The sequence below is a fragment of the Arthrobacter sp. SDR-2R genome (assembly GCF_057747955.1).
Window position 1 is genome coordinate 1587075 of sequence record NZ_CM173231.1, and the last position, 22380, is coordinate 1609454.

Consider the following 22380-nt stretch of genomic DNA (forward strand, 5'->3'; position numbering starts at 1 on the left):
GAAAACTTCGAAGACTTGAACCATGAACACCGTTGTCCACACAGCGAACCTGCACAAGCACTTTGGGCACGTCAAGGCCCTTGACGGCCTCGACCTGGAAGTCCAGCGCGGTGAGATCCACGGTTTCCTGGGCCCCAACGGCGCCGGGAAATCCACCACCCTGCGCATCCTGCTGGGGCTGGCCAGGCCCACGTCCGGCTCCGCGTCCGTCCTGGGTTTCGAGCCCTGGACCCAGGCGGTGGAGCTGCACCGCCGGCTGGCCTACGTTCCCGGCGACGTCCGGCTCTGGCCCAACCTCTCCGGCGGGGAAACCATCGACCTGCTGTCCCGGCTGCGCGGCGGCACCGCCGACGGCGGTGCGTACAGGCGTCGAAAAGCCCGGCTGTGCCAGGTCTTCGACTTCGATCCCGCCAAGAAGGGACGCGCCTACTCAAAAGGCAACCGGCAAAAAGTGGCCCTGATCGCGGCCCTCGCCACCGAAGCCGAGGTGTACCTGCTCGACGAACCCACCAGCGGCCTTGACCCGCTCATGGAGGAGGTCTTCCGCAGGGAGCTGCTCACCGCCGTCGACCGCGGAGCCACCGTGCTCCTCTCCAGCCACATCCTCTCCGAGGTGGAGGTGCTGTGCCACCGGGTGAGCATCATCCGCGCGGGCAGGATTGTCGACGGCGGGACGCTGGACTCCCTGCGGCACCTCACCAGGTCGGAGGTGTCGTTCGCCGCTGACGGTTTGGACCCCGAGGCCCTGGCCCGCCTGGGGGCTGTGCATGACCTGACGGTCGACGCCGGGCGGATCCGGTTCAGCGCCGACACCGACCGGATCGCGGAGGTGCTTCCTGCCCTGGGCGCCTTGGGCGTTCAGGGCCTGACGATTGTTCCGCCGTCCCTGGAGGAACTGTTCCTGCGCCACTACGGCGACAGCGCCGGTACCGCAGGGCCACAGGCTGATGCGCCCGACGGCGGACATGGCTCCCGGCGCCACCTGCTCGGCGCGAGGGGGCGGGGCTGACATGGCCGTCCTCCTGGTCCTTTGGGGCCAGCGGCTGCGCCGGGACCGCTGGCAGCTGGTGAGCTGGGTGGCGGCCGTCGGGGCGTTTGCCTGGTTCGCAGCCGCCGCAGTGACCCAGACCTACGGCAACGTGGCCAGCCGCACGGAAATCCTGCAGGTGGCCATCGCCACGCCCGCCATCCTGATGCTGCGCGGCCTGCCCCGTGGCGCCGACCAGGGGGCCTTCACGTTCTTCCTGATCTACGCGTTCCTTGCCCTGCTGGCAGGCCTGATGAGCACCTTCCTGGCGGTACGCCACACCCGGGCGGACGAGGAGACGGGGACGGCGGAACTGGTGGCCGCCACGCCTGCCGGCCGCCTGCTGCCCAATACCGCCACCCTGCTGCACGGCGTCACAGCCAACATCCTGGTGGCGCTCGCGGTGTTTGGCGGATTCGCCGCCCAGGGGCTGGACGCGCAGGGTGCCCTGACCGCCGGAGCCGCAACGGGCGCCGCCGGCCTCGCCTTCCTGGGCGTGGGACTGCTGGTGGCCCAGTTCATGGGGACTTCGCGCGGTGCGAACGGGGTCTCGGCCGCGCTGGTTGTCCTGGCCTATGTCCTGCGTGGGATCGGGGACGCCACCGGAACGCCCGGCGCCGACGGGACCACTATGACTGAAGGGGCAGCCAGCTGGTTCTCGCCCATCGGCTGGGGCCAGCAGACGTTCGCGTTCTCTGGAAACCGTGCCTGGCCGCTGCTGCTGCCGGTGGGGCTTGCAGTCGGCTGCCTCACGGCCGCCTGGCTCATCCTCCGCACGCGGGACAGCGGGGCCAGCGTCTGGGGTGCCAGGCCGGGACGCGCCGCCGCCCGGCCGGCGCTTCGAAGCCCCGTGGCCCTGGCGCTGCGGCTGCAGTCCGGGTCAATCATCGGCTGGGGGTTCAGCGGCCTGGCCCTCGGGCTGCTGGCGGGGTCGCTGGGAAAGGCGATTGCCGCCGTCGACACCCCTGACACCAACATCACTGCCGTGATGCGGGCCATGCTCCAGTCGCAGGGCACATCACTGACCCAGCTCATGGTGTCGGTACTCTTCTCGATGGCCGGGGTCCTGGCGGCGGCGTGCGCCCTCCAGGCGGTGATCAGGCAGCGGCAGGAGGAAGCCGCCGGATCCGCCGAACTCTTGCTGGCCGCACCGGTGGGCCGCGTCCAGTGGCTGGCCGGCTACCTGCTGCTGGGCGCGGGGGCCGTGGTGCTGGTGGTGGGCCTGGCCGGGGTGGGGGCGTGGGCCACGCTCACCGGTTCCGGGGATACCTCAATGCCGGCCGATGCGCTGTGGGAAACCGCGCTGGCCCAGCTGCCCGCAGCGTGGATCTACCTTGCCGTTCCGGCGCTGGTGTTCGTCCTGTGGCCTGCCGGGACCACCGCCACCAGCTGGGCGTTGCTGGCCCTGGGCGTGATGCTGGGAATCTTCGGGGGCATGCTGGGGCTGGACCAAAGCCTGCGCGACCTGTCCCCGTTCACCCACACACCGGTACCGCACGGGGACGCCACGGACTGGAGCGGCGCATGGTGGATGCTGGCCATCGCCGCGGCTGCCGCCGCGCTGGCCATTGCGGGCATGCGGCGGCGGGAAGTGGGGTCGGCATGAGCACCCGAGCTGAGGTGGCGGCTGCCCGGGACACGCTGGCCGCCGCGGCTTCCACCGCCGCCGCTGCCGAAATAACTGCCGCTGCCTTCGCCGCCGCCGGTTTCCCCAAGATGCCGGCACGGACCCTGCTGGCACTGGTGTCCTCCGAGCAGGGGAGCCTCACGGCTGCGGAACTTTCGGAGCGGCTGGGGGCCAGCGCCGCGGCGGTCTCCGGGGCTGTGCGGTACCTGCAGACGGTGGGCTTCGTCCATCGCGTCTCCCAGCCCGGCAGCCGCCGCGACCTCTACGCCCTGCATGAGGACGAGTGGTACGTGGTGTCCATGCGGAACAGCCCCATCTACGAAAAGCTGGCGGCCCTGACCGACGCCACGGCGGAAACCCTCCCGGAGGGATCAGCGGCCCGGGCCCGGGTGGCGGACATGGCCCGGTTCTACCGGTTCCTCAATGCGCGGATGCCGGCCCTGCTGGACGACTGGGAGCGCGAACGGGCCAGGGAGGCCACGCCGTGACCATCATCGACAACGCCGTGTACGTGAACGGGCTGCGCACCGAGGACCCGGAAGACCTTGACGAGACCTACTTCCTGCTCCGCCAGCGGGAGGGGATGGCGTGGATAGGGCTGTACCGGCCTGACGCAGAGGAACTGCAGTCCGTCGGCGAGGAATTCGACCTCAACGCGCTGGCCATCGAGGACGCACTTGCCGGCCACCAGCGGGCCAAGCTGGAGCACTACGGCGAGTGCCTGTTTTTGGTGCTGAGGCCAGCCCGGTACCGTGACGACGAAGAAAGGGTGGACTTCGGCGAGATCCACGTCTTCGCCGGCGACGAGTACGTGGTCACCGTCCGGCACGCCGAGTCCCCGGATTTGGCCAAGGTCCGCCGCCGGATGGAGTCGATGCCGGAATTCCTGGCCCTGGGACCGGACGCGGTGCTCTACGGGATCCTGGACCAGGTGGTGGACGAATACGAGCCGGTGGTGGCGGGCCTGGAAAACGACATCGACGAAATTGAGGATGACCTGTTCGGTGCGGATCCGGACGTATCCCGCCGCATCTATGAACTGTCCCGGCAGGTCATCACCTTCCAGCGGGCCACGAGTCCGCTGGCGGGGATACTGCAGGCCCTGATCGCCGGAGCCCCGGACCGCGAACAGTCAACCGAGCTTCGGGACCACTACCGCGATGTCCTGGACCACGTCCTCAGGATCAATGAACGCGTGGCATCCTTCCGGGCCCTGCTCCAGAACGCGCTCGCCGTCAACGCCGCCCTCGTGGCCCAGCGGCAAAACGATGAAATGCAGCGGATGACAGAGTCCAGCTTTGAGCAGAACGAGCAGGTCAAGCGCATCTCCTCCTGGGCTGCCATCCTGTTCGCCCCCACGCTGGTGGCGTCCATCTACGGCATGAACTTCGTCAACATGCCCGAACTGGCGTGGACCTATGGCTACCCCTATGCGCTGGGTGTGATGGCGGCCATGGGGCTGGCCCTTTACCTGGCGTTCAAGCACAACAAGTGGATCTGACTTTCCTTCGCTGGCCCTGCGCCTCCTCGACGCGCAAAATTCGCAGTGAGGTGCGGCTACAGTAAACGGCATGCTTGACGAACTCCTGGCCAGCGCGCATGTGGTCAGCCTGCCCATGCGCGTGAAGTTCCGGGGAATCATGGAACGCGAGTCCCTCCTGCTCCGCGGGCCGGCGGGCTGGGGCGAGTTCTGCCCCTTTCCCGAGTATGGCGACGCCGAGGCATCGCACTGGCTGGCCGCCGCCATCGAGGCGGGCTGGCAGGGGTTCCCGGCCCCGCTGCGGGACAGCATCCCGGTGAACGCCACCGTGCCGGCTGTCTCCGCGGACCGGGTGCCGGACGTTCTGGCCCGGTTCGGCCGCGTGGACGCCGTCAAGGTCAAGGTGGCGGAGCAGGGCCAGTCGCTTGACGACGACGTCGCCCGGGTCCGTGCTGTGCGCGCCGCTTTGCCGGACGCGGCCATCCGCGTGGACGCCAACGGCGGCTGGGACGTGCCCGGCGCCGTGGAGGCGTTGACCCGGCTGGCGCCTGTTGGGCTGGAATACGCAGAGCAGCCGGTGCCTTCCATCGAGGGCCTTGCCGAGGTCCGGTCCCGGCTTCGGGACGCCGGGACGCCGGTGTTGATCGCGGCCGACGAAAGCGTCCGCAAGGAAACCGATCCGCTCCGGGTGGCCCGGGCGGGCGCGGCGGACCTGATCGTGGTCAAGGTGGCACCGCTTGGGGGAGTGCGGCGCGCCCTGGACATCGTGGCACAGGCCGGACTCCCCGCCGTCGTCAGCTCCGCGCTGGACACCTCCATCGGCATCCGCGCGGGCCTTGCCCTCGCCGCCGCCCTGCCCGAGCTGCCCTACGCCTGCGGCCTGGGAACGGTGTCGCTGTTTGACTCGGACATCACCACGGACCCCCTAGTGGCCGACGACGGCGCCATCCGCCTGCGCGACGTTGCCGCCGACGCCGGGCTGCTTGAGCGGTTTGCGGCTCCTGCGGAACGCCGCGACTGGTGGCTGGCACGGCTCCGCCGCGTGCACGCCCTCCTCACCCGAGCGACTGCTGAGTAGCTGCCGTTTTCACGCCCCAAACGGCAGCTAGCCGGCATTGGATGTCGCTGCAGGGTGGCGTCCTGCGGGTGATTGCCGGAGGGTTGCGTGGCTCCTATCATGGTTCCACCGGTTCCTCCCTGCACCGAACAGGGACGTTATTTAAGGTCACAAGTGCCATGGTGAAGATACCTTTCAGGCATCAGGCGGATGAATCGAAAAAGCGGGAAAACTCCGGGGAGCATCACCGGCTGCACCTGGCGGAATGGCTGAGGCGGGAGGACGAGGGCATCGAGCGTGCCTCCAGCAGTATCTTCCTCAGCAGCCATGACCGGCCCCTTGCCCCGCAACGGACCTGCATCCAGGGGCATGAGATCCTGCCGGGGGAGGACCACTGCTCGCACGGGCATCCCGTGGGTTGAGGAAGACGGCCACCAATCGGGGAGTGGTGTTTCCTCATTTTGCCGGCGCGCACAGCCGGTCAAGGGCCTCGTTAAGGGTTGACTCGATTTGGCCGACCAGGAGTTCGCGCATGTTCTGGGTGGACTCATCCTCCAGCTCTGTCGGAAGCGGCGGGGTGGTGACGGTCATCGCGGCCTGGTAGCGCCCGTCGCTGCTGCTGACCGCCACAGTCTGATAGTCCCAGAAGAGCCCCCTGCCCGCGTAGCGCGGCTGGGGCGAGCAGCCATCTGCGTGTTCCCAGAGGCCCAGCCCGTACGGCGAGAAGACGGTCTTCGCCGTCATCGCGCCCAACGACGCGGCGGAGATTGCCCGGCCCTGGAAAAGGGCCGCCATGAAGTGGTTCATGTCCTCCACTGTCGAAACGGCGCCCACGGCCGGCGAACCGGCACTGAAGATGTTGTCAGTGGTATCGATCCGCTCACCCCGGAGGGTCACATAGCCGTGGAGAAGCCCGGATTCGAGCGGGTCGAGGTGGTCCAGGGTGGTGCTCTTCAAACCAAGCGGACCAAAGATCTCCTCACGCATGACGCTGGTGAAGGGCTTATGCCGCAGTTCCTGGATAAGCAGGCCGAGTGCGAGGTAGTTCGTGTTCGAGTACCTAAAGGAGCCGACGCTGGACCCATCCCACGGGAGGGTGCCGGCCAGCTGCAAACCCCGCTCCATCGTCATCGTCCGGGAAACACTTGGGCGGAAGTCGACGTCGCGCGGCAACGCATCGTTGGCCTCCGGCATGCCAGACGTGTGGCTGAGCAGCTGTCTCACCGTGATGGGGCCCGGAGGCTTGAGTGCTGTGAAGCCGGGGATGACATCGTTTACGGGGTCGTCCAGGCCGATGAGGTGGTCGTCGACGAGTTTGAGTACTGCCACGGCCGTCATCGTTTTGGTGACGCTGGCGATCTGCACACGGTCGGTGGCCTGTGCCGGGGTCCTCGTTTCAAGGTCGCGCATGCCAAAGGCCTTGGACCACTCACCTTCCGGCCATTTGACCTGCACGACGGTGGCCACCGCGCCGTCGTTCATGAACAGCTTCACCTGGTTCTCAAGGGAACCGAAGGGGTTGGGGGAGCTTGGGGAGGGGACGGGCTCGTCCGGGGTGTAGGTGCAGCCGGTCACGGCGAGGACGGCGGCGAAGACCGCCCGCCGCCAGGCAGGTCTGTTCGTGCTCATGCCGGGGCATCCGCTCTGGACAGGGTGACGTGTTTGGGCCGCCTGCAGCGCCGTGTCCGGCCAAACCTCTGATGGCGCCGTCCGCCCAGCACTCCAATTTTAAGTCCGCCCACCGCCAGCGGGAAGCAGCCGCGGCATGTTCAGCCAACCCACGGAACGGGCGGTACCACCTGCATTGACGGATGAAACGTTCCTGCAGGTCACGGGCGGTTCACCATAACTTCATCCAATTGATGGCTTCCTGTAGGAACCGGCTGGAAGGGTGATCGGGCACCCCAGCGAGAATTCTTGGAAGGTTCCCATGTCTGAAACTGCCCGCAAGTTCACCCTGCTGCCCATGCTCGGCCATACCAAGGGCAAGCGCAGCCCCGTCACCTGCGCGCTCAAGTGCGACAACGCCTGCGCCGGTGACGTCTGCAACACCAGCTCCAACAGCTACTTCCGCGACATCGCCTCCGCCACCCTGTCCCGCCGCGCCGCCCTGGGCATGGGAGCCGCCGGTGCACTCGCCGTCGTCCTCGGTTCCGCGGTGAGCTCCGCCGAACCCGCCTCCGCTGCGGGCCTGTCCAAGGCCGCCAAGGAAGGCTTCGGCAACTCCAAGCTGCAGTTCAACGCCATCAAGCCCGTGGACAAAGCCGTCGACGCCTTCACCGTCCCGGAAGGTTTCACCTGGCAGCCGATCATCCGCTGGGGCGACCCGCTGTTCGCTGACTCGCCGGACTTCGACCTCAACAACCAGACTGCCGCAGCCCAGGCCCGCCAGTTCGGCTACAACAACGACTACACGGACATCGTGGAAATCCCGGGCAGCAAGGGCCGCCGCGCGGTACTGTTCACCAACCACGAATACACCAACGAGAACATCATGGTCCCGGCCGGCTACGACGCCGCCGAAACCCGTGCCATCGGCCGCGCAGCGCACGGCCTGGCCGTGGTGGAACTCGAGCGCAAGAACACCACCAAGCCGTGGAGCTACGTCAAGGGCGCCCCGCTGAACCGCCGCTACCTCTCCGATACCACCTACGAACTGACCGGCCCCGTCGCCGGCTCGGCCCTCGTCAAAACCGTCGCCGATCCCTCCGGCCGCGCCATCAAAGGCACGTTCGGCAACTGCTCCGGCGGCACCACCCCCTGGGGCACCATCCTCTCCGGCGAGGAAAACTTCAACGGCTACTTCGTGGCCGGCGGCACCTCCGCCAGCGACAAGCGCTACGGCCTCACCGCCAAGCCCACCGCCCGCAAGTGGGAGCTGGACGATCCCCGCTTCGACACCCGCAACGCCGGCTACGAAAACGAAACCAACCGCTTCGGCTGGATCGTGGAAGTCGACCCCTTCGACCCCACCTCAACGCCCAAGAAGCGCTCCGCGATGGGCCGCTTCAAGCACGAGGGTGCCAACGTGATCGTGGCCGAATCCGGTCACGTGGTGGCCTACATGGGCGACGACGAAAAGTTCGACTACCTCTACAAGTTCGTCTCCGCGGAGAAGTACCGTGAGGGCGACCGCAGGCACAACATGGACCTGCTGTCCCAGGGTGACCTCTACGTTGCCAAGTTCACCGGCAACTCTCCCGCGGCAGAAATCACCGGAACCGGGGCGCTCCCCTCCGACGGCGCGTTCGACGGCACCGGAGATTGGCTGCCCCTGGTGGTCGGCGGCAAGTCAGCCGTGCCCGGCATGTCCGTCGAAGAAGTCCTGGTCTACACCCGCCTGGCAGCGGACAAGGTGGGACCCACCAAGATGGACCGGTGCGAGGACGTCCAGCCCAGCCTGCACACCGGCAAGGTCTACGTGGTCTGCACCAACAACTCGGACCGCGGCACCGGCACCAAGGAGGGCGCCACCGAAGTCAACCCGCGCACCCAGAACCGCGACGGGCACATCGTGGAAATCACCGAAACCGGCGACCAGACCTCCACGAAGTTCAACTGGACCCTCCTGATGGTCTGCGGCGACGCGGCGCAGGGCGATGCCACCTACTTCTCCGGCTACCCGGCGGACAAGGTCTCGCCCATCTCCTGCCCGGACAACGTGGCCTTCGACTCCGTGGGCAACCTCTGGATCTCCACCGACGGCGCGCCGTCCGGCATCGGCTACAACGACGGCCTCTTCAAGGTCACCCTGGACGGCGCCGAGCGCGGCAAGGTGGAGCAGTTCCTCTCCGTTCCCCGCGACGCCGAGACCTGCGGCCCGGTCATCCACGACGACGAGCGCATGGTGTTCGTCTCCGTGCAGCACCCGGGCGAGGAAGGCACCTTCGAGGCGCCGCACTCCTACTTCCCGGACTACGTCCCGGCAGGCACGACGCCGGCACCCGGCCAGGTGCGCGCGCCCCGTCCCGCGGTGGTCCAGGTGTTCCGCGGCTAGTCTTCCTTAAGACTGGAAACGCCCGCTCACCTTTGACGGGTTTTCTGGAAACGCCCGCTCACCTTTGACTCCTAATGGGGCCCGGAGGTGAGCGGGCGTTTGGTTTTGGGCGACCAAAGGTGAGCGGGGGTTGGGAGATTGTTTGCCATACATGAGCGGGCGTCGCGGGGTGGCAGACTGGTTGGGTGACTTTGCCGAACGAACCTGCCCCGGAGGCCACCCCTGGATTCCCCGACCGGGATGACCCGGAAGCCCAGTTGAGCGCCCTGGCTGCGGCGCGGATCGCCGTCGACGTCCTGCTCGACGGCGGTGTGCGGCACGTGGTGGTGTCGCCTGGTTCCCGGTCGGCCCCCATGGCGTACGCCCTGGCCGAGGCCTCCGCGGCCGGCCGGGTGGACCTGCTGGTCCGGATCGACGAACGGTCCGCCGGGTTCACGGCCCTGGGCCTGGCCCTGTCCACCGGTTCGCCCGCAGCCGTGCTCACCACGTCCGGGACCGCCGTCGGAAACCTGATGCCGGCGGTGATGGAGGCCAACCATGCTGCCGTCCCGCTCATCGTCCTGTCCGCGGACCGGCCGGAGGAGTTGCGCGGAACCGGCGCCAACCAGACCACCGTGCAGCCGGACCTGTTCGGTGACCAGGTCCGGTTCGCGGCCGACATACCCGCCGGAACCAGTCCGGAGCGGGCCATTCAAACCGGGCTTTCCGCGGCAGCCGGCGCCTTCCCGGACCTGCCGCCGGGCCCTGTCCAGCTGAACCTCGCGTTCCGCGACCCCCTGGTCCCGTCCCCCGAAGAAGGTCTGCCGGAAGCGGTGGAACGGACGCGCTACCGGGTGGGCACCGAGCCCCTGGTCATGAACCTGCCCCCGGCAGCGGACAGCCTGCCCGAGCGGCGCACCGTGGTGCTGGCAGGGCACGACGCCGGGCCGGTCGCCGAGGCGTTCGCCCGCGCCCACAACCTGCCGCTGCTCGCCGAACCGTCCTCCAATTCCCGGTTCGGACCCAACGCCGTGGGCCCGTACCGGCTGCTGCTGGAGCATTTCGGACCCAGCTCGGCGCAGCCGATTGAGCGCGTGGTGCTGTTCGGCCGGCCCACCCTGTCCCGTCCCGTGGCCGCGCTGCTGGCCCGCGACGATGTTGAATCCGCTCTGTACCAGCCGGTTCCGGTCGCATGGTACGAGCCTGGCCGACGCACCGAGCTGCCGCTGGAGAACCTGGCCGACCTTGCCGATTTCGCCGGCCGGGGCACCTCCGCCTGGCTGGACACCTGGCTCCTCGCCGGCTCGGCTGCCCAGCATGCCCTGGACCAGGTGGTCTCCGCAGAGGCCGCCGCCACCGGCCCCTCCGTCGCCTCGCTGGTCTGGAAGCACGCCCGCGGCCAGCTGCTGCTGGGGTCCTCCAACGGCATCCGGGACGTGGACCTGGCCGGAGTGCCCGCCACTGATCCGGCCGCCACCGTCTACGCAAACCGGGGCCTTGCCGGGATCGACGGCACCATTTCCACAGCAACCGGCATTGCCCTGGGCGGCCGGCAGGAGACCACCGCCCTCATGGGCGACGTGACCTTCCTCCATGAGGCCGGCGGACTCCTCCTCGGCGCGGGGGAGGAGCAGCCGGACCTGCGGATCGTGGTCCTGAATGATTCCGGCGGCGCCATCTTCGGGCTGCTGGAGCACGGGGGAGTCGAGGAGGGTGGCCGGTACGGGGACGTCGTCGAGCGCCTCTTCGGTACCCCGCACTCAGTGGACATCGCGGCACTCGCCGCAGCGTACGGCGTCGCACATTCACTGGTAAGTACGACGGCGGGACTCGCCGAAGCGCTGGCCCGGCCTGTGCAGGGGCGCAGCATCGTGGAGGTCCGGACGGACCGCCGGCAGCTGCGGCAGCTCCACGCCCGCATCAAGGAAGCGGTGGCCGCGGCAGTTGAGGGCGTGCTGGCCGGCCGGTAAGCGCCTGGGGGGCGTGCGCACGTCCTCGACGCGCATATTCCCTCTGGAAGCACAAATTCCCTGGCGCTACCGAGATAACGGCAGCGCCAGGGAATTTGGGCTTCGAAAGCGGACCAAGCTAAAGCACTCGGCTGAGGAACTCCTTGGTGCGCGCATGCTGCGGGTTGGCGATGATCTCGCGGGGATCGCCCGACTCCACCACCACGCCGCCGTCCATGAACGTCAGCGTGTCACCCACCTCGCGGGCGAAGCCGATCTCGTGGGTGACCACGATCATGGTCATGCCGGACTTGGCCAGGTCCTTCATCACGTTCAGGACGTCGCCCACCAGCTCCGGATCCAGGGCCGAGGTGGGCTCATCAAAGAGCATGAGCTCCGGCTCCATGGCCAGGGCCCGGGCGATGGCGACGCGCTGCTGCTGGCCGCCGGAGAGCTGGGAGGGGTAGTGGCCGGCGCGGTCGCCCAGCCCCACCCGGTCCAGCAGCTCAAGGGCACGCTTCTGCGCTACAGCCTTCGACTGGCCCTTCACATGCACCGGTGCTTCCATGACGTTCTGGAGCGCGGTCTTGTGCGGGAACAGGTTGAACCGCTGGAACACCATGCCGATTTCCCGGCGCTGGGCGGCGATTTCCTTGGTCTTGAGGTCGTGGAGCCGGCCGTTGACCTCGCGGTAGCCGATCAACTGACCGCCCACGGAAATCCGCCCGGCACTGATAGTTTCCAGGAGGTTCACGCAGCGCAGCATGGTGGACTTGCCCGAACCCGAGGGCCCGATCACCACTGACACTTCGCCCTGGTTGACGGTCATGTCGATGCCCCGGAGCACATGGTGGTGCCCGTAGTACTTGTGCAGGCCTTCGATCTTGACCAGCGGCTTTTCGGCTGTGATCGTCATCGTGCACTCTCCTCGGGGAAGTCCGTCTTCATTGAGTGGTGCGCGTCAGCACCCGCACCGGAGGCTTTGGCAGCAGCCGGGTTGACGCCGGCTGCCGGGGCCTGGTTGTCCACGCCCCTGCCGTAGTAGGCCTCAAGGTAGTGCTGGCCGACCATCAGGATGCTGGTGACCAGGAGGTACCAGAAGGCGGCAACGATCAGCAGCGGGATCGGCAGGTAGATGCGGTTGGCGAGGGCGTTGGTGGCGAAGGTCAGGTCCAGGGTGAACGGGACGGCGAGGACCAGCGAGGTGGTCTTCAGCATGCCGATCGTTTCGTTGCCTGTGGGCGGCACGATGATCCGCATGGCCTGCGGCAGGATGATCCGCCACATGATCTTGCCCTTGGACATGCCGAGCGCCTCCGCGGCTTCCTGCTGGCCCCTGTCCACGGACTTGAGGCCGGCCCGGAAGATTTCCGCGAGGTAGGCCGACTCGTTCAGGCCGAGGCCGAGGATCGCGGGGATCAGGCCTTTGCTGGGATCGGAGAGCGCATAGCTGAACAGTTCAGGACCAAACGGGATCCCCAGCGTGAAGGCCGGGTAGAGAACCGTAACAAGGCCCCAGAACACCAACTGCGTGTAGACCGGTGTTCCGCGGAAGAACCACACCCAGACCCAGCTGGACCAGCGGAACACGGGGTTGTCGGACTGCCGCATGACTGCCAGCAGGATGGCCAGGACAATCGCCAGAACCATCGACGCCACGGTCAGCAGCAGGGTCCAGCCCACGCCCTGGACAACCTTCACGTCCAGGATGTAGGTGCCCACAATGTCCCAACGGAAGTTGGGGTTGGTGAACAGGCTCTGAAGAAGGCCTGCGACCAGGAGGAGAATGATGGCGGCGCTGATCCACCGGCCGGGGTGGCGCACCGGTACTGACTTGTTCAGTATCGGTGTGTCCCGGTGTTGATGATGTTCCATATGCACGCCTGACTTGTCGTCGGAAACGCGAGAACTCAAGACTTGACCGCCGGGTTGACCTCGGACTTGGTAATGGCGCCCTCAGAGTTGCCCCAGCCCTCCAGGATCTTCTTGTAGGAGCCGTCCTCCATCAGCTTGGTGACGGCTTTCTGGATGACCTCAGCCCAGGCGGTGTCAGCCTTGGCCACGGCGATGCCCTGCGGAGCGGAGTCATAGACGTCGCCCAGCTTTTCCAGCTGTCCATTGGTCTGGGTCAGCGCGTAGCCGATGATGGGGGAGTCGGCGGTCATGGCGTCGATGCTGCCGTTCACCAGTCGGGTGGTGACATCCGTCTGGTTCTTCAGGGTGACGATGTCAATGGGCTTCTTGCCGTCCGCGACGCACTTCTTGTTGCGGTCCGAAAGATCCGGGTCTTCCTGGACGGTCCCGGTCTGCACACCGATGGACTTGCCGCAGACATCGTCCAGGGAGAACTTCTTGGGGTTGCCCTTCTGCACGGCCCAGGCGGTGCCGGCGTTGAAGTAGCTGACCATGTTCACGGCGCCCAGTCGCTCCGGGTTGATGGTGAACGAGGAGATGCCCAGATCGTACTTGGGGCCGAGGGCCGGAAGGATGCCGGTGAATTCGGCAGTCTGGACCTGGACCTTGAGGCCCAGCGTGGCGCCGATGGCCTTGGCGATGTCCACGTCGTAGCCCACGGGAGTCTGGCCGTCCGGACCCAGGAATTCGGCCGGTGCGTAGCTGGTGTCGGAGCCTACCATGATGGTGCCCTTGGACTTGATGGTGTCCGGGACCATGGCAGCGAGGGCGTCGTCCTTCTTAACCGTGGACGGATCAAAGCTCGCGCTGGCCTTGCCTGAGGACGTGGCCGCGCCGGAGGGACCCGTTTCCGAGGCGTTCGTGCATGCTGAGAGGGCCAGGGCGCTGATGGCGATCATGGTGGCAGCGGTCAGCTTGGAAGTGCCCAGGAGGGTACGGGGAGTCTGCATTTCTTACCTTTTGTTGCAGGGGCTATGAGGTACTAACGCGGCTTATAGTGTAACGCTCAACAAGAGAGGTACGTCACACGCAACTAAGTTTCACTATTGGATAACTGTAGCGGGGGCAAAAGCAAGCCTTTAGGAGCGGGAAGAGTCTGTGATCCCAGACTTCGTACCCAGTCCGGGGAAGAATCAGCTCTTGATGCCCAGCGATTCCAGCATGGGCCGGAACTTGGCCCACGTTTCGGCCAGCTCGGCTTTGGGCTGCGAGCCGTCAACGATGCCGCAGCCGGCATATAGCCTCACGGTGTCGGTCGACTCGATGACCGCACCTCGCAGGGCGATGCCCCATTCGCCGTTCCCGGCGGCATCCAGCCAGCCCACCGGCCCGGCATAGGGGCCGCGGTCAAGATGTTCCAGCTTCCGGATCAGTTCGCCCGCCACCAGGGTGGGGGTTCCGCAGACAGCTGCCGTGGGATGCAGGGCGTTGATCAGGGCCAGGCAGGTGGGCACGTGGCCCTCCACCTCGGTGAGTTCCGCCTTGACGTCCGAGGCCAGGTGCCACACGTTGGGCAACTCCAGGATGAAGGGCTCATCATGCGCATTCATGGCCTCCGAGAACGGCGCCAGCTGCCTGGTCAGGGACTGGATGGCAATCTCGTGCTCATGCCGCTGCTTCTCGGAGCCGGCGAGCACGCGCGTAGCGTAATCCATGGGCGGACCGTCCTCGCCGTGCGCGTCGCGGCGGTCCAGGGTGCCGGCCAGCACGCGCGCCTGCGCGGTGCGGCCCTCCACCTGGATCAGCATCTCGGGCGTGGCCCCCACCAGCCCGTCCACGCCGTACGTCCAGCATTCGCGGTACCGTGCGGCAAGTTCGCGCAGCACGTCCGCGGCATGTACGCCGGAAGGAATTGTAGCCACAACGTCCCGCGCCAGCACCAGTTTCTCCAGTGCCCCCGTGCGGATCTCGGCAACACCGGCGGCCACGGCCTCCATCCAGGCTTCCTCACTGAGGGAACCGGTGTGCAGCGTTGCGCCGGCCGCCAGGGGGAGGGGGCGTACGACGGCGCCGCGGGCCTTGCCGGGCACGCCGCCCAGGGAAGCGTCCCCGGCGGAGTCCGCTGCCGCCGTCGTGCCTTCAACGTCCGGGTCTTCGGCGGGAGCACCGCTGAGCCAGCGGTCCAGTGCGGCGAGGGCCGACTCTTCGGTGAGCTGGCCGTCGTCGAACGTCAACTGCGTGAGCCATGCCTGGTTGTCCCGCACGCCCACCACGATCTCGGGCACGATCAGCCGCGACTCGTGGGCGGAAGTCTTGGAAAAGGCAAAGGAGCCGAAGGCGACGGGGCCAGTGCCGGGCAGCTCCACGGAGTCCGCGACCTCAGCCTCGAGGACCAGGTGCCGCCACCAGATGTCCGCCTCCAGGAACCGGTCCGGCCCGGTGGCAGTGAAGCGGGCAATCTCGCCAAACCCGGCCAGCCCGGCTTCCCTGCGGGTCCAGCACAGGACATCGTCCCTGACCAGAAACGAAGGCAGCCCCCCGGGGAACGCTTTGCCATCGAGGGGGACTGTCAAGGTGCGGAACGTGCTCGTCATGATGAGACAACACTACTCCCGCGTACACGGTGGCCTCCCCGGCGCCCTGATGCAGGCTTGAGTGGGCAAAAAAGGGCTGGTCAGCACGCACGGGAACATTTGAGACAATGTCATGGTGAACCGAGCATCCTTGGATAAGCGTCCGGACGAAGTAGCCACGATGTTTGACGACGTCGCACCGAAATACGACGTCGTCAACGATGTCCTCTCCATGGGGCAGACCCGCCGCTGGCGGAAGATCGTGGTGGACGCGATGGAAGTCTCCAAGGGCCAGCGCGTCCTGGACCTCGCGGCCGGAACGGGGACCTCCAGCGAGCCATATGCCGACGCCGGCATAGACGTGGTGGCCTGCGACTTCTCCCTGGGCATGCTCAAGGTGGGAAAGCGCCGCCGCCCGGACATCAACTTCATTGCCGGTGACGCCACCAACCTGCCGTTCGCTGACAACACGTTCGATGCCACCACCATCTCCTTCGGCCTCCGCAACGTGAACGAGCCCAAGAAGGCGCTGCTGGAGATGCTGCGCGTCACCAAGCCGGGCGGCCGGCTGGTCATCGCCGAGTTCTCCCAGCCCGTGGTCCCGCTGTGGCGCACCATGTACACCGAATACCTGATGCGGGCCCTGCCGGCCATCGCGGTCAAGGTCGCCTCCAACCCCGACGCCTACGTCTACCTGGCCGAGTCCATCCGTGCCTGGCCGGACCAGGACCACCTGGCCGCCTGGCTGCAGGAGGCCGGCTGGGAGAACGTCACCTACCGCAACCTGACCGGCGGCATCGTGGCAGTCCACCGCGCCTTCAAGCCCGCCTCGCCGTCCAACGGCGGCGCTGCCGCCATCGCCGCGCACAAGGGCCCGGTGGCCAAGCTGCGCCGCAACATCGTCCGCTGACCTGTGAAGGTACTGATTGTCGGCGCCGGCCCTGCCGGGTCCACCGCCGCGTACTACCTCGCCAAGGCCGGCCTCGATGTCACGGTCCTGGAGAAAACCAGCTTCCCGCGCGAGAAAGTCTGCGGCGACGGACTCACGCCCCGGGCCGTCCTCGAGATCCAGAAGCTCGGCCTGCCGCACCCTGAGAACGACGGCTGGCGGCGGAACAAGGGCCTGCGCCTGATCGCCGGCGGCCGCACCATCGAACTGCCCTGGCCCGAGGTGTCCGACTTCCCGCAGTACGGCCTGATCCGCACCCGGCTTGGCTTTGACGAGGAACTGGCCCGGCACGCCCAGGCCGCGGGTGCCACCATTCTCGAGCGGCACAGCGTCACCGATGCCCTCCGGGACGACGACGGCCGGGTCACCGGGGTCCGCGCAGCGCTCCTTGACGAGTCTGGACGGAAGACGGGACAGACGCACGACTTCAGTGCCGACGTCGTCCTGGCCGCCGACGGCAACTCCACCCGCACCGCCGTGTCCCTCGGCATCCAGAAGCGCGACGACCGGCCGCTCGGCGTCGCCGTCCGCACCTACTTCACCTCGCCGCGCACCGACGACGACTGGATGGAAGGCTGGCTGGAACTTCCCGGCCGTGACGGCAAGCTGCTGCCCGGCTACGGCTGGGTGTTCGGCGTGGGCGACGGCACCTCCAACGTGGGCCTGGGCATCCTGAACTCCTCCAAGGAATTCGGCAAGCTCGACTACAAGCAGGTCCTGCGCGAATGGACCGCCGGCATGCCCGCCGACTGGGGCTTCACACCGGAAAACCAGGTGGGGGAGATCCGCGGCGCCGCGCTGCCCATGGGCTTCAACCGCACCCCGCACTACTCGCCGGGACTCCTGCTGCTGGGCGACGCCGGCGGCATGGTGTCCCCGTTCAACGGTGAGGGCATCTCCTACGCGATGGAGTCGGCGCGTTTTGCCGCGGAGTTCATCATCGACGCCTCCTCGCGCTCCATGGCAGCAGGCGGAACGTACGACGCCGACGCGCACCTTTCGCGGTACGCGGACTACGTGCGGGACCAGTGGGGCTCGCACTTTACCCTCGGCCGGGCCTTCGCCGCGCTGATCGGCAAGCCGGCCGTCATGAAACTCGCGCTGCGGACAGGCATGCCAATCCCAGTGCTGATGCGGTTCGTGGTCAGGCTCCTTGCCAACCTCACGGACCCCACCGCCAAAGGCTTCGAGGACCGGGTGATCCGCGTCCTGGAATCGCTGGTTCCGGCCACGTCCAATACCCCGTCAGCTCCGAATCAGCGGTATCCGCAACAAAAAGTTAGGGTTAACCCGTGACCAAATCCGCAGACCACAGCTGGACGCACGCCGGGCACGGCCTGCCGGACTCCGAACCCAGCCTCAACACCACCGCCATTGCCACGGGCCTCCAGCTGCCGGCAGGCTTCGCGGCCATCGCGGGGGACGCCGAGCTGGGGCCGGCCATCACCAACAACCTGGCCAAGGTGGAGAAGAAACTCCGGGAAGCCATCGCCAACTCGGATCCGCTGGCTGACGCAACGTCGCGCCACCTGGTGGAAGCCGGCGGCAAGCGCATCCGGCCGCTGCTGACCCTGCTCTGCGCCCACCTCGGGGACGCATCCCTGCCCGCAGTGGTGCAGGCCGCCGTCGTGGTGGAACTGACGCACCTGGCAACCCTGTACCACGACGACGTTATGGACTCCGCGCCGTTCCGCCGCGGCGCCCCTACGGCCCACGAAGTATGGGGCAACTCCGTGGCCGTCCTGACGGGCGACCTGATCTTTGCCCGGGCCTCCATCCTGGTGTCCGAACTCGGCGGGCGTGCGCTGGGCATCCAGGCCCGCACGTTTGAGCGGCTGTGCCTGGGCCAGCTGCACGAAACGGTGGGGCCCCGCCCTGACGAGGATCCGGTGGAGCACTACCTCTCCGTGATCGCGGACAAGACCGGCTCGCTGGTGGCAGCTTCCGGCCAGTTCGGTGCCATCTTCTCCGGCGCCGACGAGGCCTTTGAGGACATCCTGGTGGAGTACGGCGAGAAGGTGGGCGTCGCGTTCCAGCTGGCCGACGACGTCATCGATGTAACCGGCGTGAAGGTGAAGTCCGGCAAGTCGCCCGGAACGGACCTGCGTGAAGGCGTTCCCACCCTGCCCGTCCTGCTCCTGCGCAAGGCTGCCGCTGACGGTGACCAGTCCGCCGTCGACCTTTTGACGCTGATTGACGGCGACCTGTCCTCTGATGATGCACTGGCTGCCGCCGTGGCCGGGCTGCGCGAGCACCCTGTCACTGCTCAGTCCTGGGTGGTGGCACGCCGCTGGGCTGACGAAGCCATCGCTGCCCTGGCCCCGCTGCCCGAGGGCGTGGTCAAGGAGTCGCTGTCCAACTTCGCGCTGGCCGTGGTGGACCGCGCCAGCTGATCCTTGGTTTTAGGAGCCCGGTTCCCCTGGTTTATCCAGTTGGTGCCGGGCTTCTTCTTGTGCCCCCCCGCTTAACGGGACAGCCCCGGTCCTCAACAACCGAAGCTGCTGTGAACCGGGGCCATCTCTCCGTTCGCATCAGACCCGCCGGAGGCGTTTAGCGGATCCGTGAATAGCTTATGACAGCTTTGTCATAACGTGCAAGTCCCTTGTTACTGCCGGTGTCAAAGATTTTTCAGGGCTGCCTTTGCGGCCGTCGTGGGGCACATTGAGGGCCGCCCCCTGCATACAGGGCTGTACCCGCGGCGGGTCCGTGTCGAAGTGCCCCACGACTGCAGGTTCTCCACATGGCGCGGCCCGGAACTGTCGCTTGCGGCAAGGTGCAGGGGACTGTGGAGCCATGGATATTGAGGCTTTTCTCCGTCGCCGGGGAGGGGTGGCCCGGACTGCAGCACTGCACCGGGCGGGATTCTCCAGAACGCGGCTGGACAAGTTCCTGGCAGCAGGCCTCATCGTGAGGGTCCGGCGGGGTGTTTATGGCCTGCCGGTGGAAGGCGGCGTGCTCGGTTTGGCGCTGCAGCACAATGCGCTCGTGACCTGCCTTTCCGCTGCCCCCGTTTATCAGCTGTGGACCCTGGAGAAGGCGGGTGTGGTCCATCTGAGCCCTGGGCACAGGAAGACAGTGCCGGGCACCCTCACCCACGGCCGGATCCGCCACCCTGTCCATCCCTGGCTGCCGGTGGCAGGCCTGGCCGACGTCCTCATCCATGCCCTGCACTGCCTGCCGGAACTGGAGGCGCTGGTAATGGTCCAGGGCGCCGCGCAACGCGGTGATGTGACGGTGGACTTCCTGCGGCGCAAGCTTCCCGGGAACCGCAACGCCCGTGCCCGGTCAGTCCTGGATCACGTAATTCCGCGGGCGGACTCGCTCCTGGAAGTCTTGGCCAACTACCACTTCCACAGGGCCGGCCTCCATGTCCGCCGGCACGTGGAGCTCCCGGGCGTGGGGGAAGTGGACTTCCTGATTGAGGATTTCCTGGTGGTGGAAACCGACGGCGCCAGCCACCTGGAGGCAAAGCAGGTTAAGAAGGACAGGGCACGCAACAATGCCACAGTGATTGGCGGGCGTCTCTGCCTGAGGTTCGGCTATGCGGATGTGGTCCACCATCCCGGGGTGATGGTGGACCAGGTCCTGGCGGTGCTGGAACAGAGCCGGCGGGGATCATTCAGTGCGCGGTGAGTTCCCGCGGCCGCGGGGCACTTTGGCCGCGACAGTTGGCAAAACAGGCTGGGATCACGGCGTGTCCGTGTCAAAGTGCCCCAGGACCGCAGCAGTGCCCCAGGACCGCAGCAAGGCAGCCCAGCCGAAGCGGGGAGTCCCTACTCTTCCTCTTCGTCCTCGAACGCCCACTCGAACATGTCGAAGACGAATTCGGAGAAGGTGCCTTCCTCGGACTTCCACTGGCCGCGGGCATTGTTGCGGCGGTACACGATGGGATCGGGGACGCTGAGGTCTCCTACGCGGAAGCCCCAAGTGAACTGTTCCTCTTCGTCCTCGAGGAACATGAGGAAGCCCTCGTCGTCGACCTCGAGCTCTTCGGGGTCCCAGAAGTAGTGGTAGGCCTCCATGAGGTCCTCGCAGCCGCCAAGGGCCAGGTAGAACTCGCGCAAAACCAAGGGGATCTGGAACTGGTGCCCGGCGAGGGCCTTATCCAGTTCCTCCGGGGTCAGGCCGTCCTCTTCCTGCCATTCATCCTCGAGATACTTCGGAACAAGCGCACGGAACTTCTCGAGGAACATGTCAGTCATGCTCATATCCTAGCCAATGCGGAGCACCCCAAAATGACACCGGGGCAGCACTCACAGCCCTGGATCGGTGCCGCGCCGGTGCCACCCGCGGACTGCGAGGGGGGCCTGCCAGGAACGCCGCCACGCCAGGACCCGGAACGTGAAAACCACTGCCGCGATGATGGCCGCCGTGAGGACGTTGAACACGCCGAAGACCCAGAGCACGGCAGTCATGGCAGCCCCTACAAAAGCCGGCAGCGCGTAGATGTCCTTGGGGTTGAACAGTTCGGGAACCTCATTGGCGGTGATGTCCCGCAGCAGCCCGCCGCCCACCGCCGTCGTCACCCCCAGCAGCACGGACGCCACCGGGTTAAGGCCCGTTGCCAGCGCCTTGAGCGTGCCGGTCATGCAGAACAGGGCCAGGCCCGCGGCGTCGAAAAGGATCAGCAGGGACGTGTAGCGCTGCACGCTGGAGAACAGGAAGAAGACCAGCACCGTGGCCAGCAGCGGCGGGGCCAGGTACGCCGGATTGGTGAAGGCGGCGGGAACAATGGCCAGGATGATGTCCCGGATGACGCCTCCGCCGAGCCCCACCAGGGAGGCGAGCAGCAGCGATCCCACGATGTCGATCTGCTTCCGCGCCGCCAGCAGCGAGCCCGAGACGGCAAAGAAAAACACGCCCAGCAGATCCAGCCACACCGGGGAGTTGTCAAAGGCGAATGTCATGGGGCGTCCCGGTATTTCAAAGAGGGCGGACAGGGCGGCTCCAACGTTACGCTAGCCCCTATGAACAGCCCCATCATGATCGCCTGTGCCCATGGGACGTCCAACACACAGGGGGCCGCGGAGGTCAACGCCCTGCGCGCCGCCATTGCTGAACTGCGGCCAGGCCTCGACGTCCGGGAAGCCTATGTGGACGTCCAGCAGCCGGACCTGGTGGATGTGGTGGCGGGCTTGCCGGAGGGGGAGGCCGCCGTGGTGGTTCCCTTGCTGCTCAGCGTTGGCTACCACGTGAAGGTGGACATCGCGCGGGCCGTGAAGAGCCGTCCGGGCAGTGCGGCCGCCGCACCGCTGGGCCCCGACCCGCGGCTCGCCAGACTGCTGGACCAGCGGCTGCGCGAAGCCGGGACCACGGACAACGACGTCATCGTCCTTGCCGCCGCCGGCTCGTCCAACCCCAACGCCGCCGTCAGCGTGGAGGAGTTGCTGCGCCAGCTTCAGGAGCTCCGGTCCAACCGGATCGTGGCCGCCTACGGTGCCTCGGCCAAGCCCTCAGTGCCCGACGCCGTCGCCATGCTTCGGGAGGAACTTGAAGGAGGTGCCGGGGCGGGGGAGTCCGCCGGGGCCGTCGACGTCGGCGGAAGGGTGGTGATTGCCTCCTACCTCCTGGCGCCGGGCTTCTTCCACGACCAGCTGGCCAAGGCAGGAGCCGACGTCGTGACCGAACCCCTGCTGCCGTCCCCCGTGCTCGCCGAGATCGCGCTGGACAGGTACGACGCCGCCGTCGCAACGATGAACGGGACCCCTGCGGAAGCACCGGCAGCGGCACCCCTGGAAGCCGCCGCACCGGCCCCGGCCGCACCCGCCGCGGATGCACAGGAGGGTGGCATCTTCAAGGCCCTCCGGCGTTTCGTGACGAAATATTTCCCTAGGTGACTTAGCGTTTCCGGCCCTTTGTGACGCAATTCGGGCGGGACCTACAGTCGA

Annotated in this window: 20 protein-coding genes; 13 read left to right on the forward strand and 7 right to left on the reverse strand. The window is 67.1% G+C overall.

Features of this window, described 5'->3' with window-relative positions; translation table 11 throughout:
* Positions 1-22 precede the first annotated feature (22 nt).
* From AC3ANU_RS07380 to AC3ANU_RS07405, 6 genes are all read left to right on the forward strand, one after another.
* Positions 23-1009, forward strand: a complete 987-nt coding sequence (locus AC3ANU_RS07380) for an ABC transporter ATP-binding protein (protein WP_488315772.1) — start codon at positions 23-25, stop codon at positions 1007-1009.
* Position 1010: 1 nt separating this feature from the next.
* Positions 1011-2633, forward strand: a complete 1623-nt coding sequence (locus AC3ANU_RS07385; protein ID WP_488315773.1) for an ABC transporter permease — start codon at positions 1011-1013, stop codon at positions 2631-2633.
* Entirely contained in the window at positions 2630-3142 is a 513-nt protein-coding gene (locus AC3ANU_RS07390) for a GbsR/MarR family transcriptional regulator (RefSeq protein WP_134163956.1), read from the forward strand. The genes AC3ANU_RS07385 and AC3ANU_RS07390 overlap by 4 nt, the downstream gene beginning before the upstream one ends.
* Positions 3139-4155, forward strand: coding sequence for a magnesium/cobalt transporter CorA (corA, locus tag AC3ANU_RS07395; protein ID WP_018768637.1), 1017 nt, complete (start codon positions 3139-3141; stop codon positions 4153-4155). Before AC3ANU_RS07390 ends, corA begins: the two co-directional genes overlap by 4 nt.
* Positions 4156-4225: 70 nt before the next feature.
* Positions 4226-5212 carry an o-succinylbenzoate synthase gene (locus tag AC3ANU_RS07400; RefSeq protein ID WP_488315774.1) on the forward strand — a complete coding sequence of 329 codons (987 nt, stop codon included), beginning with the start codon at positions 4226-4228 and terminating at the stop codon, positions 5210-5212.
* 158 nt (positions 5213-5370) lie between these two features.
* Positions 5371-5613 (forward strand): hypothetical protein, encoded by a 243-nt coding sequence (locus tag AC3ANU_RS07405; protein WP_018768635.1) that lies wholly within the window; start codon positions 5371-5373, stop codon positions 5611-5613.
* A gap of 34 nt (positions 5614-5647) precedes the next feature.
* Here AC3ANU_RS07405 and AC3ANU_RS07410 read toward each other — a convergent pair whose 3' ends face one another.
* Entirely contained in the window at positions 5648-6820 is a 1173-nt protein-coding gene (locus AC3ANU_RS07410; RefSeq protein WP_018768634.1) for a serine hydrolase domain-containing protein, read from the reverse strand.
* Between the two features lie 301 nt (positions 6821-7121).
* Here AC3ANU_RS07410 and AC3ANU_RS07415 point away from each other — a divergent pair, with 301 nt between their 5' ends.
* Positions 7122-9188, forward strand: coding sequence for a PhoX family protein (locus AC3ANU_RS07415; RefSeq protein ID WP_488315775.1), 2067 nt, complete (start codon positions 7122-7124; stop codon positions 9186-9188).
* A 191-nt stretch (positions 9189-9379) separates the two neighbouring features.
* Entirely contained in the window at positions 9380-11137 is a 1758-nt protein-coding gene (gene menD / locus AC3ANU_RS07420) for a 2-succinyl-5-enolpyruvyl-6-hydroxy-3-cyclohexene-1-carboxylic-acid synthase (RefSeq protein ID WP_488315954.1), read from the forward strand.
* Positions 11138-11255: 118 nt separating this feature from the next.
* On the opposite strand, the gene AC3ANU_RS07425 is transcribed toward menD, so the two are convergent.
* From AC3ANU_RS07425 to AC3ANU_RS07440, 4 genes are all read right to left on the reverse strand, one after another.
* Entirely contained in the window at positions 11256-12032 is a 777-nt protein-coding gene (locus AC3ANU_RS07425; RefSeq protein ID WP_144600837.1) for an amino acid ABC transporter ATP-binding protein, read from the reverse strand.
* Positions 12029-12991, reverse strand: coding sequence for an amino acid ABC transporter permease (locus tag AC3ANU_RS07430; RefSeq protein ID WP_488315776.1), 963 nt, complete (start codon positions 12989-12991; stop codon positions 12029-12031). Before AC3ANU_RS07430 ends, AC3ANU_RS07425 begins: the two co-directional genes overlap by 4 nt.
* Before the next feature lie 35 nt (positions 12992-13026).
* The gene (locus AC3ANU_RS07435; RefSeq protein ID WP_488315777.1) at positions 13027-13980 is read right to left on the reverse strand and encodes an ABC transporter substrate-binding protein; all 954 of its coding nucleotides are present in this window, start codon (positions 13978-13980) and stop codon (positions 13027-13029) included.
* A 183-nt stretch (positions 13981-14163) separates the two neighbouring features.
* Positions 14164-15564 (reverse strand): isochorismate synthase, encoded by a 1401-nt coding sequence (locus tag AC3ANU_RS07440; RefSeq protein WP_018768628.1) that lies wholly within the window; start codon positions 15562-15564, stop codon positions 14164-14166.
* Positions 15565-15679: 115 nt separating this feature from the next.
* Between AC3ANU_RS07440 and AC3ANU_RS07445 the strand changes: the two genes are divergently transcribed.
* The 4 genes from AC3ANU_RS07445 (at position 15680) to AC3ANU_RS07460 (ending at position 20125) form a co-directional block, all read left to right on the forward strand.
* Complete coding sequence (locus AC3ANU_RS07445; RefSeq protein WP_377204606.1) at positions 15680-16453, forward strand: demethylmenaquinone methyltransferase; 774 nt, start codon at positions 15680-15682, stop codon at positions 16451-16453.
* Positions 16454-16456: 3 nt separating this feature from the next.
* Positions 16457-17788 carry a geranylgeranyl reductase family protein gene (locus tag AC3ANU_RS07450; protein WP_488315778.1) on the forward strand — a complete coding sequence of 444 codons (1332 nt, stop codon included), beginning with the start codon at positions 16457-16459 and terminating at the stop codon, positions 17786-17788.
* The gene (locus tag AC3ANU_RS07455; RefSeq protein WP_056392994.1) at positions 17785-18885 is read left to right on the forward strand and encodes a polyprenyl synthetase family protein; all 1101 of its coding nucleotides are present in this window, start codon (positions 17785-17787) and stop codon (positions 18883-18885) included. The genes AC3ANU_RS07450 and AC3ANU_RS07455 overlap by 4 nt, the downstream gene beginning before the upstream one ends.
* 400 nt (positions 18886-19285) lie before the next feature.
* Entirely contained in the window at positions 19286-20125 is an 840-nt protein-coding gene (locus AC3ANU_RS07460; RefSeq protein WP_488315779.1) for a type IV toxin-antitoxin system AbiEi family antitoxin domain-containing protein, read from the forward strand.
* 140 nt (positions 20126-20265) lie between these two features.
* Here AC3ANU_RS07460 and AC3ANU_RS07465 read toward each other — a convergent pair whose 3' ends face one another.
* The gene (locus AC3ANU_RS07465) at positions 20266-20694 is read right to left on the reverse strand and encodes a hypothetical protein (RefSeq protein WP_056392997.1); all 429 of its coding nucleotides are present in this window, start codon (positions 20692-20694) and stop codon (positions 20266-20268) included.
* Between the two features lie 51 nt (positions 20695-20745).
* Complete coding sequence (locus tag AC3ANU_RS07470; RefSeq protein WP_488315780.1) at positions 20746-21399, reverse strand: trimeric intracellular cation channel family protein; 654 nt, start codon at positions 21397-21399, stop codon at positions 20746-20748.
* A gap of 60 nt (positions 21400-21459) precedes the next feature.
* On the opposite strand from AC3ANU_RS07470, the gene AC3ANU_RS07475 reads away from it, so the two are divergent.
* A complete protein-coding gene (locus AC3ANU_RS07475; RefSeq protein WP_018769001.1) occupies positions 21460-22329 on the forward strand; it encodes a sirohydrochlorin chelatase in 870 nt (289 codons plus the stop codon).
* The last annotated feature ends 51 nt before the right edge of the window (positions 22330-22380 follow it).

Coding starts and splice junctions, on each gene's coding strand:
- AC3ANU_RS07380 (WP_488315772.1), top strand. CDS start 23: ATGAACACCGTTGTCCACACAGCGAACCTGCACAAGCACTTTGGGCAC.
- AC3ANU_RS07385 (WP_488315773.1), top strand. CDS start 1,011: ATGGCCGTCCTCCTGGTCCTTTGGGGCCAGCGGCTGCGCCGGGACCGC.
- AC3ANU_RS07390 (WP_134163956.1), top strand. CDS start 2,630: ATGAGCACCCGAGCTGAGGTGGCGGCTGCCCGGGACACGCTGGCCGCC.
- AC3ANU_RS07400 (WP_488315774.1), top strand. CDS start 4,226: ATGCTTGACGAACTCCTGGCCAGCGCGCATGTGGTCAGCCTGCCCATG.
- AC3ANU_RS07405 (WP_018768635.1), top strand. CDS start 5,371: ATGGTGAAGATACCTTTCAGGCATCAGGCGGATGAATCGAAAAAGCGG.
- AC3ANU_RS07410 (WP_018768634.1), bottom strand. CDS start 6,820: ATGAGCACGAACAGACCTGCCTGGCGGCGGGCGGTCTTCGCCGCCGTC.
- AC3ANU_RS07415 (WP_488315775.1), top strand. CDS start 7,122: ATGTCTGAAACTGCCCGCAAGTTCACCCTGCTGCCCATGCTCGGCCAT.
- AC3ANU_RS07425 (WP_144600837.1), bottom strand. CDS start 12,032: ATGACGATCACAGCCGAAAAGCCGCTGGTCAAGATCGAAGGCCTGCAC.
- AC3ANU_RS07430 (WP_488315776.1), bottom strand. CDS start 12,991: ATGGAACATCATCAACACCGGGACACACCGATACTGAACAAGTCAGTA.
- AC3ANU_RS07435 (WP_488315777.1), bottom strand. CDS start 13,980: ATGCAGACTCCCCGTACCCTCCTGGGCACTTCCAAGCTGACCGCTGCC.
- AC3ANU_RS07440 (WP_018768628.1), bottom strand. CDS start 15,564: ATGACGAGCACGTTCCGCACCTTGACAGTCCCCCTCGATGGCAAAGCG.
- AC3ANU_RS07460 (WP_488315779.1), top strand. CDS start 19,286: ATGGATATTGAGGCTTTTCTCCGTCGCCGGGGAGGGGTGGCCCGGACT.
- AC3ANU_RS07465 (WP_056392997.1), bottom strand. CDS start 20,694: ATGACTGACATGTTCCTCGAGAAGTTCCGTGCGCTTGTTCCGAAGTAT.
- AC3ANU_RS07470 (WP_488315780.1), bottom strand. CDS start 21,399: ATGACATTCGCCTTTGACAACTCCCCGGTGTGGCTGGATCTGCTGGGC.
- AC3ANU_RS07475 (WP_018769001.1), top strand. CDS start 21,460: ATGAACAGCCCCATCATGATCGCCTGTGCCCATGGGACGTCCAACACA.